This window comes from Streptomyces sp. NPDC052236 (genome assembly GCF_044548015.1).
GTDB lineage: Bacteria > Actinomycetota > Actinomycetes > Streptomycetales > Streptomycetaceae > Streptomyces.
The window spans coordinates 13,563-28,265 of the sequence record NZ_JBIUBL010000002.1 but is presented as its reverse complement, the minus strand read 5'-3'; the positions used below and the strand labels follow the sequence as shown (position 1 = coordinate 28,265).

Genomic DNA, 14,703 nt, shown 5'->3' with positions numbered 1-14,703 from the left:
AAGCCGGTAAATCACTAAGAAAGGACCGCAATCTGTACAGATATCACTAAACTGGACGTATCCTGATCGGCTCGCCAGCTCGGGAGACGTCATGAAATTCGTACAGATAATCGACTGCAAGACCGAGCGGTTCGCTGAGCTGGACCGGCTCATGGACCAATGGGTCGAACAGACCAAGGGCAAGCGGACCGCCACCCACAGCCTCGTCGGCAAGGACCGCACCGACGGCTCCCACATTGTCGAGATAGTTGAATTTCCGTCGTACGAAGAGGCGATGAAGAACTCGAAGCTGCCTGAGACGGACCGGATCTTCCAGGAGATGGTCGCCCTCTGCGACGGGATGCCCAACTTTACCGACCTCGATGTCGTCCGCGATGAACAGTTGAATGAGGCAACCTCTCGACGGTTCTTCCACGAGATCGCCGTCGGAGGCAATCTCGATGCCATCGAGGAGGTGTTCGCGGCCGATTACCGGGACCACGACCCCGTAAAGGCAGAGGAGACCGTGGTCGGATCCGACGCCCTCCGCGACGATGTGAGCGGCTGGCGCGCGGCCTTCGACTTCAACTTCAACCTGGACAGGGAGATCTGCCAGGGCGACGACGTCGTGACGCTGTGGACCTGGACCGGAACCCATCACGGAGAGTTCCTGGGCCTCGCACCCACGGGCAAGCAGGTCTCCATGACGGGCACCACGATCTTCCGGTTCAAGGACGGCAAGATCCAGGAAGGCTGGTGGCACTACGACACCACGGGGCTGATGCGCCAGCTCAATGCCTGACCTCAATGCCTGACGAAGAAGGCCCCTGTTCCGGTCGGTCTCCGACCGGAACAGGGGCCTTCTCAACGCTTGACGCTTACGCGTCAGTGCGAGTGACCGTGGCCACCGTGGCCCGCGTCGCCCTCGTCATCCGCCGGCTTCTCGACGACCAGGGTCTCGGTCGTGAGCAGCAGGGAAGCGATGGACGCGGCGTTCTCCAGCGCGGAGCGCGTGACCTTGACCGGGTCGATGACGCCGGCCTTCACCAGGTCGCCGTACTCGCCGGTCGCGGCGTTGAAGCCCTGACCGGCCGCCAGTTCCGCCACCTTGGCGGTGATGACGTAGCCCTCGAGGCCCGCGTTCTCGGCGATCCAGCGCAGCGGCTCAACGGCGGCGCGGCGGACGACGGCGACACCGGTGGCCTCGTCGCCCGACTTGCCGAGGTTGCCCTCAAGCACCTTCACGGCGTGGACGAGCGCGGAGCCACCACCGGAGACAATGCCCTCCTCGACCGCGGCGCGGGTCGCGGAGATGGCGTCCTCCAGGCGGTGCTTCTTCTCCTTCAGCTCCACCTCAGTGGCCGCGCCGACCTTGATCACGCACACGCCGCCGGCCAGCTTCGCGAGGCGCTCCTGCAGCTTCTCGCGGTCCCAGTCGGAGTCCGTGGACTCGATCTCGGCCTTGATCTGGTTGATACGGCCCTTGACCTCGTCGGAGCTGCCGCCACCGTCGACGATGGTGGTGTCGTCCTTGGAGATCGTCACGCGGCGGGCGGTGCCCAGCACGTCAAGACCGGCCTGGTCGAGCTTGAGGCCGACCTCCTCGGCGATGACCGTGGCACCGGTGAGGGTGGCCATGTCGCCGAGCATCGCCTTGCGGCGGTCGCCGAAGCCGGGGGCCTTGACGGCCACCGCGTTGAAGGTGCCGCGGATCTTGTTCACGACCAGGGTCGACAGGGCTTCGCCCTCGACGTCCTCGGCGATGATCAGCAGCGGCTTGGAGCCACCCGCCTGGATGACCTTCTCCAGCAGCGGCAGCATGTCCTGGATGGAGGTGATCTTGCCCTGGTGGATCAGGATGTACGGGTCGTCGAGGACGGCCTCCATACGCTCCTGGTCGGTCACCATGTACGGCGAGAGGTAGCCCTTGTCGAAGGCCATGCCCTCGGTGAAGTCGAGCTCCAGACCGAAGGTGTTGGACTCCTCGACGGTGATGACACCGTCCTTGCCGACCTTGTCCATCGCCTCGGCGATGAGCTCGCCGACCTGCTGGTCCTGCGCGGAGAGCGCGGCCACAGCGGCGATGTCGGCCTTGTCCTCGATCGGACGGGCGGTCGCGAGGAGTTCCTCGGACACGGCCTTGACCGCGGCGTCGATGCCCTTCTTGAGGGAGGCCGGGGACGCGCCCGCGGCCACATTGCGCAGGCCCTCGCGGACCAGCGCCTGGGCCAGCACGGTGGCGGTGGTGGTGCCGTCACCAGCGACGTCGTTGGTCTTGGTCGCCACCTCCTTCACCAGCTGGGCGCCGAGGTTCTCGAACGGGTCCTCGAGCTCGACCTCGCGGGCGATCGTGACACCGTCGTTGGTGATGGTGGGGGCGCCGAACTTCTTGTCGATGACGACGTTGCGGCCACGCGGGCCGATCGTCACCTTCACCGTGTCGGCAAGCTTGTTGACGCCGCGCTCGAGGGCGCGACGGGCGTCCTCGTCGAACTTCAGAATCTTCGCCATGGAGCTTCTCTGTCCTCTCATTGCGATCCTCGGCCGCCCCCTGGCGACCGTCATCGCTCAAACGAACTGCGCCCCTGACCACCCGGCTACATATGTCGCGGGGGCCAGGGGCGCAGATCAAGAAATGCTCGGGTGCGGAGGCTTCGGGGGAATGACCCCCGGGTCTCCGACCTGACTACTTCAGTACTTCACTACTGTCTTGCTGGACTACTTCACTACTTCTCGATGATCGCGAGCACGTCGCGAGCCGAGAGGACGAGGTATTCCTCGCCGTTGTACTTGACTTCGGTACCGCCGTACTTGCTGTACAGCACTACGTCGCCGGTCTTGACGTCGAGCGGCAGGCGCTCGCCGTTCTCGAAGCGACCCGGACCAACCGCAAGGACGACGCCCTCCTGGGGCTTCTCCTTCGCGGTGTCCGGGATGACCAGGCCAGAGGCCGTGGTCTGCTCGGCGTCGAGCGGCTGGACCACAATGCGGTCCTCGAGCGGCTTGATGGCAACCTTGGAGCTGGCGGTCGTCACGATCCGACCTCCCCCTTCGGAGATCTCACGGGGTTAACTGTCTGGGTGGCGACCAGGTGGATCCGTCGTCGCGGGTGCCGGACCTGCCTGTCGCTGCGTTGGCACTCTCCACTGGGGAGTGCCAGACCAGAGACTATGACCGCGATTAGCACTCGGTCAAGCGGAGTGCCAATTCACGGCGGTGCGGCGGCTCGATCTCCACTCTTCCCGGGGGTCGGACGCGGCCGGACGTAGTCCTCCAGGCGCGCCACCGCGTACCCCTGCTCCTGTACGCGGCGCAGCAGCAGCGCCAGCGTCCCCGGCTCCGCCCGTACGACGTCGCCCGGCCGCAGCCGCTCCCCCTCCGCGTACACCCGGCCCGGCACCGGACCGGGACGGCCCGCCGTACGGAAGACGCTGACCGGCAGTTTCAGCTCGCCCCTCATCCGTACGAACCGCGGATCGCGGACCGCGCGCTCGTCGGAGGCGAGGAAGACGACCTTGTCGCGGGTCGGCACACGGTCCACCGCGTACGGTGCCGAGCGCGCCCCCGGGGAGACCTGCTGCGCGGCCCTGCGCCCGAGGCGCTCGATCGGGTCGACCGACTGCGCGCACCCCGTGACGAGCAGCGCGCCGGCCGCCAGCAGTGCCGCCGGCCTCATACCGCCCGCCTCATACGTAGTCCTCCAGCTTGGCGACGGCGTAGCCCTTGCCGGTGACCGTCTTCATGACGTGCCGGATCAAGTCGGGCATGGAGCCCTTCCATTCCGCGCGGCCCCGGAAGTGGGTGAGGATGATGTCGCCGGGGTGCAGATCGCGGTCCCACTCCCGCCACTCCATACGGTCCGGGAACGCCTCGGAGGCCCACAGCGGCACGGCTTTCACCCCGCAGGACCGGGCGGCGCGCAGGGTGTCCTTGTTGTAGTTGCCGTACGGCGGTCTGAAGAGCGGGGGCCGCTTCCCGAAGTGCTTCTCGATCTTCGCCTGCTGGCCGCAGATCTCCTCCTTCTGCTCGGCGTACGAAAGGCCGGGCAGATAGGGGTGGTTGAGGGTGTGATTGTGCAGGGAGACGCCGCGGTCCCGCATCTGCCGGAAGTAGGCGTAGTCGTCCTTGATCACATAGTCGCTGAGGAAGGCGCTGTACGGGATCCGGAGGTCGGTCATCATCCGCAGCAGCGCCGGGTCCTTCTCCGCGCCGTCGTCGATGGTCAGGAAGACGATCTTCTCCTTGACCGGCACGGTGGTGAAGACGGGCGGCAGCGACTCGCCGCCCTCGACCTCGAAGCCCTTGCGGCTGGTGATCTTCGGTTTGACGGCGGGCGGCGGGGGCGCGGCGAGCGGGGTCTTCGCCAGGCCCCATTTCTTCGCGGCGACGACACGCGCGGCCTGAGCGCGCTTCACCCGCTGTACGTACGCGGAGAGCGCGCCGGCCGGGCCGGCCTGCTCCGGCTCCTTCCCGTGCCGACCGGTGACGGGTCCGGCATCCGCATCCGGGCCGGCCCGCCCGCCCGGGGGGCCGGAGCCGCCCTGGGCGCCGGACGCGCAGGCGGAACCGAGGGCCGCGGCCAGAAGTGCGGCCAGGACCAGCAAGGCCCTGTTTGCTGTCTTATTTTCCTTTTGTCGTACTAGCTGCATGGCGTCGCATCCTGTCAGCACCGGTCCGTACGCTCCGGCCGACACCGCCACCGCGGGCGCACCATCCCCCGCCTGGCCCACAATGGGCCGGTGAACGACGCCACCGCCCCCACTGATCCCCTCACCTCCTTCGCGGAACTGCGCACCGGGGAAGGGCCGGCACTCCTGGCGTCCCTGGACGCCTACGACCCGGCGCAGGAGCTGGCCGTCGCCACCCGCCTGCGCCGCGAGCATCCGGCCTCGCTGGTCTCGGCGGCGCTCTCGCAGGCGCGGCTGCGCCAGCGGGCAGCCGCGAAGTTCGGCGCTCAGGACGCGCGGCGGATGTTCTTCACCCCGAACGGCGTCGAGCAGGCGACCCGCCGCTCCGTCGCCGCCTACCGCGCCGAGCGCTTCGCCGCTCTCGGCGTACGGAGCGTGGCGGACCTGTGCTGCGGGATCGGCGGCGACGCGATCGCGCTCGCCCGGGCGGGCATCTCCGTACTGGCGGTGGACCGGGACCCGCTGACGGCGGAGGTGGCACGTGCGAACGCGGAGGCGCTGGGCCTGACCAGTCTGATCGAGGTCCGGTGCGAGGACGTCACCGGGACCGACACGTCCGCGTACGACGCGGTGTTCGTGGACCCGGCCAGGCGGGGCGGCCGGGGCCGGATCTTTTCGCCGGAGTCGTACTCGCCGCCGCTGTCCTGGGCGATCGCCGCGGCCCGCACCCGCCCGCACGCCGCGCTCAAGATCGCCCCCGGCATCCCGCACGAGGCGGTCCCGGACGACGCCGAGGCGGAGTGGATCTCGGACGGCGGCGAGGTGAAGGAGGCGGTGCTGTGGTTCGGGACGCGGCCGGGCGCGGTGGGCGCGACGCTGCTGCCGGGGCCGCGCGCGCTCACCGGTAGCGGCCTGCCCGACCCGCGGGTACGGAAGGTGGGCCGCTTCCTCTACGAGCCCGACGGCGCGGTCATCCGGGCGCATCTGGTCGCCGAGGTCGCCCAGCAGCTGGACGGCGGGCTGATAGACGAGACGATCGCGTACATCACGGCCGACGAGCTCCGGCCGACGCCGTACGCCACCGCGTACGAGATCACCGACGAGCTGCCCTTCGGGCTGAAGAAGCTGAAGGCGCTGCTGCGTGAACGCGGGGTCGGCACGCTGACGGTGAAGAAGCGCGGCTCGGCGGTGGAACCGGAGGAGCTGCGCCGCAAGGTGAAACCGCAGGGGCCGAACGCGGCGACGGTCTTCCTGACGAGGGTGGCGGGGGCGCCGACGATGCTGATCGGGAGGCCCGCGCAGCCGGCTCACGCGATCCGGCCCGCGTAATCCGGGCGTCATCCGGCTCGCGTAATCCGGCTCACATATGCCGTTGCCGTTGCAACCGCCATGCCGTAAACGGGCGTTGTTAGGGTGCCGGATGTGATTGCGGTAGCGCAGGAGTGACCGACTGAGGGGTAGCCATGGTGGAGCGCGCCAATCTCGATGTCTCGGACGGCGATCTGACCCGGCTCGCCGGGGACCTCGATGACATGCAGCGTCACCTGAACGCGCAGGTGAAGCGCATGGACGCGATCGTCGACCGGATCGAGGCGGGCTGGCAGGGCGAGACGGCCAAGGGGTACCGCGCGCTGCACCGGGGCGCCGCGGAAGACGCCGTACGGATCCGGGAAACCCTCGTCGTCCTGGAAGAGGCCATGCGGATGGGGCGCGACGGCTTCACCCGGCAGGAGCTGGACACGCTCCAGACGATGCGGCGCGCCGAGTCGCGGGTGGACGTGGCGCGCGAGGCGCAGGCGCTGTCGGAGGACACAGCCCCGCCGGCGCCGCGCAGTCGCATCCACGACATCTGAACGTAAGGGGAGGTCACCCGTGTCGGACGACTACATAGGCGTCAACTTCACCACCCTGCGGGAGCTGGCCGAGGAGTTGGGGGACATCCTCAAGCAGCTCAACGAGCGGCTCGAAACCCTCTACGAGCGGACCGAGAAAGTGGTCCTGTCCTGGAAGGGCGAGGCCCGCGACGCCTTCGTCGACGAACTCGACAAGTGGGACAGGCAGATGCAGGACCTGCAGGCGGCGCAGGCGTGGCTCCACGAGGTGGTGACCACCGGCCACGCGAACTACGCCGAGGCGCACCGCGCGGTGCTACGGGGCTGGGGGGCCGCCTGATGGCCACCCCTCCGACTCCGCCCTCGGGGGCCGGCACCATCGACGTCAAACCGTCCGATCTGCACCGGGTCTCCGGCAGCTTCGCCAGCCAGCAGGAAATACACGACAGAGCGCCCAAGGACCTGCTCACGGAGTTGCAGAAGCATCCCGACGCGGGCGGCTACGGCACCGCGGCCGAGGCTTTCGCCACCGCGTACGTCAAGGTCGGCAACCGCTTCCTCCAGGTGTGGGCCAAGAGCGTGGTCTCCATCGGCGGCGCGGCCGTCGGCTTCACCACCACGGCCAACAACTATGCGACGGCGGAGGCCGCCGCCCACCCCTCCGGCACCAAGCAGCCCGCCCTGCAGCCAGTGCCGCAGGTCATCGACAAGGCTCCCGACTACGGCAAGGTTCCCAACCTGAAATGGGGCGACGACGACGGCGGCGACGGCTTCTTCCGCAGCCTGCTGGAATGGGTCCCGGAGATGATCCGGGACCTGCTGCGCCCGGTCGTCGAACACGCCTTCCGGCTCGGCAAGGTCGCGGAGGTCTACCCGTATCCGCACCAGCACCACCTCAACGATCTCTCCAAGGCGTGGCGTTCGATCACCATCGCGCTCGGCGCGACCGAGGGCAGGCTGACCGGGCAGGCGAACAGCATCACCCAGCAGGCCAACAGCGAGTGGTACGACGCCATGCGCCAGTTCTGCAGCTCGCTGTGGGGCACCACGGCCTGGGGCACATCCACCGCGGGCTACGCGTGGAAGCACGACCAGGCCCCGTCGGCGGGCGCTCCCCAGACAACCCCCAGCCACCCGGTGATGACAGCGCTCCACGACACCGCCATGAAGCTCGGCGATGAGTTGTACGAGTTCGCCGAGGCCGCCGTCGATCTCAACGGCAAGGTCTGGGACATCTACATGGAGGCCGTACGCGAGGCGGTCGGGAAGATCGACCTCAGCGACGGAGTCGGCATGGACGACGTCAAGGAAGGCGCGAAGGGCGCCGTCAAGATGTTCGGACGCGTCCTCTCGGGTGCCGCCGCGGGCGGAGCGGAACTCAGTATGGAAATTACGCTGAATCTCGACACCGCGGCGATCAACGCCGTCGTCGAGACCTACAACACCCGGGTCAACGCGATCGTGCCCAAGCTCAACGCGCTGAACGGCCCGCTGGACGAGGCTTTCCTGAGCGCCCCGACGTACAACGCGGAGGCCGCCCGGGCACAGGCGTTCGGCGCACGCGCCCTGAACGATTTCAAGCGGGAGCACCGTTTCACCGTGCCCGGTGAGGACCCGGACAACACCTATTACCCGATGGATCTGGCGAATCAGGAAGGGCTCTACGGCAGCCACCCCATCGACAAACATGTCGGCCTGACCGATGACCAGCTGAGGCAGCGGCTGCGGGACCAGGCGGGCGCGCCGGCCGCGTCCTCTTTCACGGACCTGGGCTCCGCGCAGCGTTTCACGCAGGCCGCCCTCAAGAACGACGCCAACGAAAACCGGATCGCGGACTGGATCGACAGCACAGAGAAGAAGATAAAGAACAACCCCAACTACGATCCGAACAAGTCGGAGATCCAGCCACCGGTCTATCTGGAATTCCCCGGGCAGTCCACCGGCCGTAGCGTCTCGCGCGACGACTATGCTGCAGACGGCATGAACGCCAGGGCCGAGGACAAGAACTGGGTCCAGGTGCGGCTCGTCTACAAAGAGGGTCTGGAGCCGCCCTTCATCGTGCTCACCGCCATGCCGCACAAGGGCCCGTGAGCCCGCTGAGACCCTTGAGAGAGGTACGTTACGTGCAGCCCTCGCAGCCCTCGCAGCACTCGCAGGACTGGCAGCCATCGCCTGTGTCGCTGTTCTCGGACGGTCCGGCGCCGCGGCTCCTCGATCTCGCCATCGCGGCCCAGGAGTCGGGCGGGAAGCTTTCCCTGGACGAGGAGATCCAGCGTTATATCCGCGTCGTCCGCGGCGACTGGATCGCGAACTGGAACTGCTCGGTCTATGCGTCGTCCGGAGTGCTGGACTTCGCCGCCGACTCCGTCGCCCGAGCGGGCTCGCTCGATTCTTTTCCGCCGGAATTCCGGGAGAAGGCGATGCGCGCGGCCGGTGATATGGAACCCGTCGAGTATCTGCGCATGCTGGCCGAATTGGTGCGGATTCTCAACCGCGAAGGGGTACCCGAATACTCGGAACTGCCGATGGCCGGATGGGAATTCCTGCAGACGTTTCCCTATCTGTTCGGCTTCGACGCCGTCCTCATGGACGAGGGCGGTGGGTCCTTCTCGGACACCGTCCGGTCCTATGTGAGCAGCGAGCACCCGTACTGCCATGAGCGGGCGGCCTCCTACGCGACCGAGGCGCAGCGGGCCCTGGCGCTGTTCCCCGGCGCGGAGGGGCTCAGGCCGCATCTGTCCTGGGCCGGCCGCGACGGGCTCCGCGCGCTCATCGACACCGTCAACGACCATATGCAGCGAGAGCATTCATGACCGCCGTCACCCGGAACCGCGTCGCCACGTACCCCGACCGGGAGACGGCGCAGTGGGCCACGCAGCAGGTCGTGACCCGCAATGAGCAGGTCATCCACCGCTGGCTCGCCCAGTCCACCCGGCAGCGCCTGACCATCGAGGCGGCGTGGCCGTCGCGTTCCGAGCCCGTCGGGCGGGTGCTGCTGCAGGCGATGATGCTGGCCGGGCGAGAGCCGGTCGATGTCCGCGCGGCCCGCGTGATCCTCAAGCGGAACACCGAGAGCCCGCACGGCTTCACCGTCCACGCCACGTTCCCGATCCACATCTACCGCTAAAGGCAGCGCCCGTGTCCCTGAAGCCGCGCGAACACGACCGGAAGTACGGCGAGTTGGATGAGGTCATCCGGGCCCACCTGGGCCGGACGGCCGATGACGAGGAGCCGCTGACCGCCTACCTCCGCCACACCTGGCGTACCCGCCCCTGGTGCATCGCCGTCGCCGAGCACCAACTGCGCGAGTACGCCGACAACCCGCCGGGCCGGCTGCGGCTGCGGCTCGGCGAGTTCTATCCCGTACCGGATGTCGGTCTGCCCGACTCGGAGATCCAGGCGTGGCTGGTGCGCCTGGCGGACCGCCTCAAGGAGAGCGTCGAAACCGGCGAGGCCCCGCCGCCCGCCACTCCCCAGACGCACTGGGAGTGGCACGCCCGCTTCCCGGAGCTCGCGCAGTTCCTGGGCGGCTGGTTCTCGCAGGACATGCCGGACGAGTTCGAGGACCATGACGCGGCGCTCCAGGACTACCTCGACACCACCGACGCGGGGCTGATCGCCCAGCTCACGGGGGAGCTCCACGAGCTGCTGACGCTGCCGCTGGAGGAGTCCGACTACGCGCTGGCCGTCACCACGCTGGGCATGGAGGTCGACGCACCGGCGGAGTACGCCCCGGGCGCGTGGCTCGCGGAGCTGGCGAGCCGGCTCCGCTGACCGCCGATCCACTGACCGCTGATCCGCACTGCGCACTGCGCACTGCCGTAGTCCCCGCCGTTCATCACATCGACTGACGAGCCCGCTCCCGCAGCAGCTCCCGCTCCCGCTCGTTGCGGGTCAGCGACGCCGCCCGTTCGAATTCCGCGCGGGCCTCCTCGCCCCGGCCCAGGCGCGCCAGCAGGTCCCCCCGTACGCTCGGCAGCAGGTGGTACCCCTTCAGCGCGGGCTCCGTCGCCAGTGCGTCGACCAGGGTCAGCGCCGCCTCCGGGCCCTCCGCCATCGAGATCGCGACCGCGCGGTTCAGTTCCACGACCGGGGACGCGGTGAGCGCCGCGAGGCGGCCGTACAGGGTGGCGATCGTGGACCAGTCCGTGTCCTCGTACCGCATCGCCCGCGCGTGGCAGGCCGCGATGGCCGCCTGGAGCGCGTACGGTCCGTACGGCCCGCTCCCCGCCCGTTCCAGCGCCGCGAAGCCGCGCCGGATCAGCAGCTGGTCCCAGCGGGCGCGGTTCTGGTCGCCGAGCAGCACCGGTGTGCCGTCGGGGTCCGTCCTGGCCGCCGTGCGTGAGGCCTGGATCTCCAGCAGCGCGACCAGGCCGTGCACTTCGGGTTCCTTGGGCATCAGGCCCGCCAGCACCCGGGCCAGGCGCAGCGCGTCCTCGCACAGCGCCGGGCGCTGCCAGTCGTCGCCGGCGGTCGCCGCGTAGCCCTCATTGAAGATCAGGTAGATGACTTCCAGCACCGATGACAGGCGTTCGGCGCGCTCGGGGCCGTACGGGACCTCGAAGGGGACGTCCGCCTTGGCGAGCGCGCGCTTGGCGCGGACGATGCGCTGGGCGACCGTCGGCTCCGGCGCCAGGAAAGCGCGCGCGATCTCGTCGGTCGTCAGCCCGCCCAGCAGCCGCAGCGTGAGTGCGATCCGCCCCTCGGTGGAGAGCACCGGGTGGCAGGCGGTGAAGATCAGCCGCAGCAGATCGTCGTCGATGTCGTCGGGCTCGGCGGGTCCGGGGATTTCGGGCGGCTGTACGTCCTCCAGGGCGCGCCCCACCTCCGCCAGCTTGCGCGCGTACGTCTCCCGGCGGCGTACGAGGTCGATCGCGCGATGCTTGGCAGTGGCCATGAGCCAGGCCCCCGGCTTGTCCGGGACGCCCGACTCCGGCCACTGTTCCAGCGCGGCGACCAGAGCGTCCTGCGCGAGTTCCTCGGCGATGCCCACGTCTCGTACGATCCGCGTGACACCGGCGATGATCCGCGCCGATTCGATCCGGAATACCGCTTCCACCGCGCTTGCTGCCGTCACGACCATCCATCAGAACAGCCGTGGGTCGGGGCAGGCAAGCGCAGGGTCCCGCCGCCTTCCAGCCCTCGGCTAGCCCTCGGCGATCTCGCGGATCTCCGAGGTGATGGTCCAGTACTCCTCATGGACCTGCAGGAAGCGCTTGGTCCATTCGATGGCCTCGGCCTTGTCCTTGGTCTGGAGGATGGCGTAGCCGCCGATCACTTCCTTGCTCTCCGTGAAGGGCCCGTCCGTGACGCTCAGCTTCCCGCCGGACCAGGTGACGCGGGTGCCCTGCGAGGTCGGGGCGAGCCCGGCCGTGTCCAGCATGACCCCGGCCTTCGTGATCTCCTCGAGCAGCGCGCCCATGCGCTGCATGAGCTCGGGGCTGGGGCCCTCGGCGGGGGCGTTCTTCTCATCGACGTGGATCAGGGACATGAAGCGCGGCATGGTGACTCCTCGGTCAGTCGGTCAGCCGGTCAGCCGGTCAAAAAGGCGGGGGCGTTCCCTGCCTCTCACCCTTGCGTCGAACGGGAGACGGCCGGATCGACAGCCTCCCCGAAATTCTTTTGAGAATCTTCCGGAGCGGCCAGAGGGGAGGGCCGCGGCGGACCCGTCAGGCGACGCCCAGTGACTCGAAGCGCCAGCGGTGCACCGGCCGCGCGCTCAAGTCGGCCGCGGGCTCGGGCAGCTCAGGCAGCTCGGCGGCCACGTCGGCCGCCTCCCACCACGTCATGACCAGCACCCGGTCCGGCCCGGCGCGGAAGACCTCGCGGCGCAGCGGCTCGTACGCCAGCTCCCGCGCCCGCTCCCGCGCCCGCTCCCGCGCCCATGCGAGCAGCTCCGCGCCCCTCCCCTGGGCCGCTTTGGCCTCCCACATCAACGTGACCGTCGTCGGCGTCATCAGCGTCATCCGTACAGGTTCTCCTTGCTGATCTCGTGCACATGATCGTGCGTATGCGCGCGGCCCGGCACATGCGTGTCCGTCACCGGCAGCGACGAGTCCGCCGACAGATCCCAGTCGGACGTGGGCCGGTTGCGGGCCATCATCTCGGCGCCCAGCGCCGCCACCATCGCGCCGTTGTCGGTGCACAGCCCCGGCCGCGGCACCCGCAGCCGGATCCCCGCCCGCTCGCAGCGCTCCAGCGCCAGCGCGCGCAGCCGGGAGTTGGCGGCCACTCCCCCGCCGATCATCAGGTGGTCCACGCCCTGGTCCTTGCACGCCCGCACCGCCTTGCGGGTCAGCACGTCCACGACCGCCTCCTGGAAGGACGCCGCCACATCCCGTACGGGCACGTCCTCGCCCGCCGCCCGCTTGGCCTCGATCCAGCGCGCCACCGAGGTCTTGAGCCCCGAGAAGGAGAAGTCGTACGCGGCGTCGCGCGACCCCGTGAGGCCGCGCGGGAACGCGATCGCCGCCGGATCGCCCTCGCGCGCCAGCCGGTCGATCACCGGACCGCCGGGAAAGCCCAGGTCCAGCACGCGCGCGATCTTGTCGAAGGCCTCGCCCGCCGCGTCGTCGATCGTCGCGCCCATCGGCCGTACGTCCGAGGTGATGTCGGGCGCGAGCAGCAGCGACGAGTGCCCGCCGGAGACCAGCAGCGCCATCGTCGGCTCGGGCAGCGGCCCGTGCTCCAGCTGGTCGACGCAGATGTGCGAGGCGAGGTGGTTCACCCCGTACAGCGGCTTGTTCAGCGCGTACGCGTACGCCTTGGCCGCCGACACCCCGACCAGCAGCGCGCCCGCCAGACCCGGTCCCGCCGTCACCGCGATGCCGTCGAGGTCGCGCGCGGAGACACCGGCCTCCTTCAGGGCGCGCTCGACGGTCGGCACCATCGCCTCCAGGTGCGCGCGCGAGGCGATCTCCGGGACCACGCCGCCGTAGCGGGCGTGCGTGTCCACGCTCGACGCGACGGCGTCCGCGAGCAGGGTCGTACCGCGGACGATGCCCACGCCGGTCTCGTCGCAGGAGGTCTCGATGCCCAGTACGAGCGGTTCGTCAGCCATCAGTGCCATCCGTCAATTCTCTGTTCCTGGTACGTGGAGCCGCAGCCGCATGACGAGGGCGTCGACATTGCCCGGCTGGTAGTAGCCGCGGCGGAAACCGATGGGCTCGAAGCCGAAACGCTCGTACAGCTTCTGGGCCCTGGTGTTGTCCACGCGCACTTCGAGGAGCACCTCGTCGCACTCGAAGGCGGTGGCGTGCTGGAGCAGGTCGGTCAGCAGCCGGGACCCCAGTCCGGTGCCCCACTGGCCGCGGGCGACCGCGATGGTCTGTACGTCGCCGAGGCCGCCGGCCGCCGCGAACCCGGCGTATCCGACGATCTTGCCGTCCCCCTCCCTGCCGTCCTCCTCGGCCACCACATAGCCGCGGGTGGCGTGCGGTCCGCGCGCGTGCGCGAGCTCGGACCAGAACATCGCGGGCGACCAGGCGTCCTCGGGAAACAGCGCGCGCTCGATTTCGAGCACCTGCTCCAGGTCCCACCAGCGCATCTCGCGCAGCACCACATCGGTTACTGAGGTTACTGAGGTTGCTGAGACGGTCACTTGGGGGTGACCACCTTGTAGTTCTTGGGCACCTGGGCGTCGGGCCTGCGCAGATACAGCGGCAGCGGAGGCAGGAAGTCCTCCCCCGCGGCCAGCTTCCCGGCCGCCAGTGCGGCCAGCGCGCCCGCCGAGACATGCTCGGGCCCGCGCGCGTCCGGGAACGCCTCGGGGTAGAGCAGCGCGCCCGCGCCCACGACGGGCAGCCCGGACAGCCGCTCGGCGATGTCGGCGGGCCGGTCGACGGCGGGCTCGCCCACCCGCGCGCGGGCCCCGTCGTAGCGCGCCCAGTAGACCTCCTTGCGGCGCGCGTCCGTCGCCACGACGAAGGGCTCGTCGAGGCCGGAGGCGTACGCGAGACCGTCCAGCGTGCACAGTCCGTGCACCGGCACCCCCAGCGCCGACGCGAACGTCGAGGCCGTCACCAGACCGACGCGCAGTCCGGTGTACGGGCCCGGGCCGACCCCGACCACCACCGCGGTGACGGCGTCGAGTTTCACCCCGGCTTCGGCGAGGACGCGGTCGACGGCGGGCAGCAGCAGCTCCCCGTGGCGGCGCGCGTCGACGCGACTGGACTCGGCGACGACGGAGCTGCCGTCGTGGAGGGCGGCGGTGACGGCGGGCGTGGCGGTATCAACAGCGAGCAGGAGCACGCAAACAGCCTACG

General features: G+C 69.4%; 18 protein-coding genes. 8 read left to right on the top strand and 10 right to left on the bottom strand.

The genetic code is table 11. From position 1 onward, the window contains the following. Positions 1 to 91: 91 nt before the first annotated feature. Positions 92 to 781: an ester cyclase gene (locus tag ACIHCQ_RS04095; RefSeq protein ID WP_399657723.1), complete on the top strand. Its 690-nt coding sequence runs from the start codon at positions 92 to 94 to the stop codon at positions 779 to 781. A gap of 83 nt (positions 782 to 864) precedes the next feature. Here ACIHCQ_RS04095 and groL read toward each other — a convergent pair whose 3' ends face one another. From groL to ACIHCQ_RS04075, 4 genes are all read right to left on the bottom strand, one after another. Continuing rightward, entirely contained in the window at positions 865 to 2,490 is a 1,626-nt protein-coding gene (groL, locus tag ACIHCQ_RS04090; RefSeq protein WP_399657721.1) for a chaperonin GroEL, read from the bottom strand. 215 nt (positions 2,491 to 2,705) lie between these two features. After that, a complete protein-coding gene (groES, locus tag ACIHCQ_RS04085; RefSeq protein WP_003948573.1) occupies positions 2,706 to 3,014 on the bottom strand; it encodes a co-chaperone GroES in 309 nt (102 codons plus the stop codon). Between the two features lie 173 nt (positions 3,015 to 3,187). Beyond that, positions 3,188 to 3,655 (bottom strand): hypothetical protein, encoded by a 468-nt coding sequence (locus ACIHCQ_RS04080; protein ID WP_399657719.1) that lies wholly within the window; start codon positions 3,653 to 3,655, stop codon positions 3,188 to 3,190. Between the two features lie 10 nt (positions 3,656 to 3,665). Then, positions 3,666 to 4,628: a polysaccharide deacetylase family protein gene (locus ACIHCQ_RS04075; RefSeq protein ID WP_399657717.1), complete on the bottom strand. Its 963-nt coding sequence runs from the start codon at positions 4,626 to 4,628 to the stop codon at positions 3,666 to 3,668. Here ACIHCQ_RS04075 and ACIHCQ_RS04070 point away from each other — a divergent pair. From ACIHCQ_RS04070 to ACIHCQ_RS04040, 7 genes are all read left to right on the top strand, one after another. Beyond that, on the top strand, positions 4,623 to 5,936 hold the full coding sequence (locus ACIHCQ_RS04070) for a methyltransferase domain-containing protein (RefSeq protein WP_399658634.1): 1,314 nt from the start codon (positions 4,623 to 4,625) through the stop codon (positions 5,934 to 5,936). The genes ACIHCQ_RS04075 and ACIHCQ_RS04070 overlap by 6 nt on opposite strands. Positions 5,937 to 6,070: 134 nt before the next feature. Continuing rightward, the gene (locus ACIHCQ_RS04065) at positions 6,071 to 6,460 is read left to right on the top strand and encodes a WXG100 family type VII secretion target (RefSeq protein ID WP_399657715.1); all 390 of its coding nucleotides are present in this window, start codon (positions 6,071 to 6,073) and stop codon (positions 6,458 to 6,460) included. 19 nt (positions 6,461 to 6,479) lie between these two features. Continuing rightward, positions 6,480 to 6,779: a WXG100 family type VII secretion target gene (locus ACIHCQ_RS04060; protein WP_399657713.1), complete on the top strand. Its 300-nt coding sequence runs from the start codon at positions 6,480 to 6,482 to the stop codon at positions 6,777 to 6,779. Beyond that, positions 6,779 to 8,530 (top strand): RNase A-like domain-containing protein, encoded by a 1,752-nt coding sequence (locus ACIHCQ_RS04055; RefSeq protein ID WP_399657711.1) that lies wholly within the window; start codon positions 6,779 to 6,781, stop codon positions 8,528 to 8,530. Before ACIHCQ_RS04060 ends, ACIHCQ_RS04055 begins: the two co-directional genes overlap by 1 nt. 32 nt (positions 8,531 to 8,562) lie before the next feature. Continuing rightward, positions 8,563 to 9,252, top strand: a complete 690-nt coding sequence (locus tag ACIHCQ_RS04050) for a hypothetical protein (RefSeq protein WP_399657709.1) — start codon at positions 8,563 to 8,565, stop codon at positions 9,250 to 9,252. Continuing rightward, on the top strand, positions 9,249 to 9,566 hold the full coding sequence (locus ACIHCQ_RS04045; protein WP_399657707.1) for an RNase A-like domain-containing protein: 318 nt from the start codon (positions 9,249 to 9,251) through the stop codon (positions 9,564 to 9,566). The genes ACIHCQ_RS04050 and ACIHCQ_RS04045 overlap by 4 nt, the downstream gene beginning before the upstream one ends. A gap of 11 nt (positions 9,567 to 9,577) precedes the next feature. Then, a complete protein-coding gene (locus tag ACIHCQ_RS04040; protein WP_399657705.1) occupies positions 9,578 to 10,213 on the top strand; it encodes a contact-dependent growth inhibition system immunity protein in 636 nt (211 codons plus the stop codon). A gap of 64 nt (positions 10,214 to 10,277) precedes the next feature. Here ACIHCQ_RS04040 and ACIHCQ_RS04035 read toward each other — a convergent pair whose 3' ends face one another. The 6 genes from ACIHCQ_RS04035 to tsaB all read right to left on the bottom strand — a co-directional run bounded on the left by ACIHCQ_RS04035 (position 10,278) and on the right by tsaB (position 14,689). After that, positions 10,278 to 11,522, bottom strand: coding sequence for an RNA polymerase sigma factor (locus ACIHCQ_RS04035; protein ID WP_399657703.1), 1,245 nt, complete (start codon positions 11,520 to 11,522; stop codon positions 10,278 to 10,280). A gap of 63 nt (positions 11,523 to 11,585) precedes the next feature. Beyond that, a complete protein-coding gene (locus tag ACIHCQ_RS04030) occupies positions 11,586 to 11,942 on the bottom strand; it encodes a YciI family protein (RefSeq protein ID WP_399657701.1) in 357 nt (118 codons plus the stop codon). A gap of 166 nt (positions 11,943 to 12,108) precedes the next feature. After that, positions 12,109 to 12,396 carry a hypothetical protein gene (locus ACIHCQ_RS04025; RefSeq protein ID WP_399658633.1) on the bottom strand — a complete coding sequence of 96 codons (288 nt, stop codon included), beginning with the start codon at positions 12,394 to 12,396 and terminating at the stop codon, positions 12,109 to 12,111. Between the two features lie 5 nt (positions 12,397 to 12,401). Continuing rightward, on the bottom strand, positions 12,402 to 13,499 hold the full coding sequence (gene tsaD / locus ACIHCQ_RS04020; RefSeq protein ID WP_399657699.1) for a tRNA (adenosine(37)-N6)-threonylcarbamoyltransferase complex transferase subunit TsaD: 1,098 nt from the start codon (positions 13,497 to 13,499) through the stop codon (positions 12,402 to 12,404). Positions 13,500 to 13,511: 12 nt separating this feature from the next. After that, a complete protein-coding gene (gene rimI / locus ACIHCQ_RS04015; protein ID WP_399657697.1) occupies positions 13,512 to 14,039 on the bottom strand; it encodes a ribosomal protein S18-alanine N-acetyltransferase in 528 nt (175 codons plus the stop codon). Further along, positions 14,036 to 14,689, bottom strand: a complete 654-nt coding sequence (gene tsaB, locus ACIHCQ_RS04010; RefSeq protein ID WP_399657695.1) for a tRNA (adenosine(37)-N6)-threonylcarbamoyltransferase complex dimerization subunit type 1 TsaB — start codon at positions 14,687 to 14,689, stop codon at positions 14,036 to 14,038. Before tsaB ends, rimI begins: the two co-directional genes overlap by 4 nt. Positions 14,690 to 14,703 lie beyond the last annotated feature (14 nt).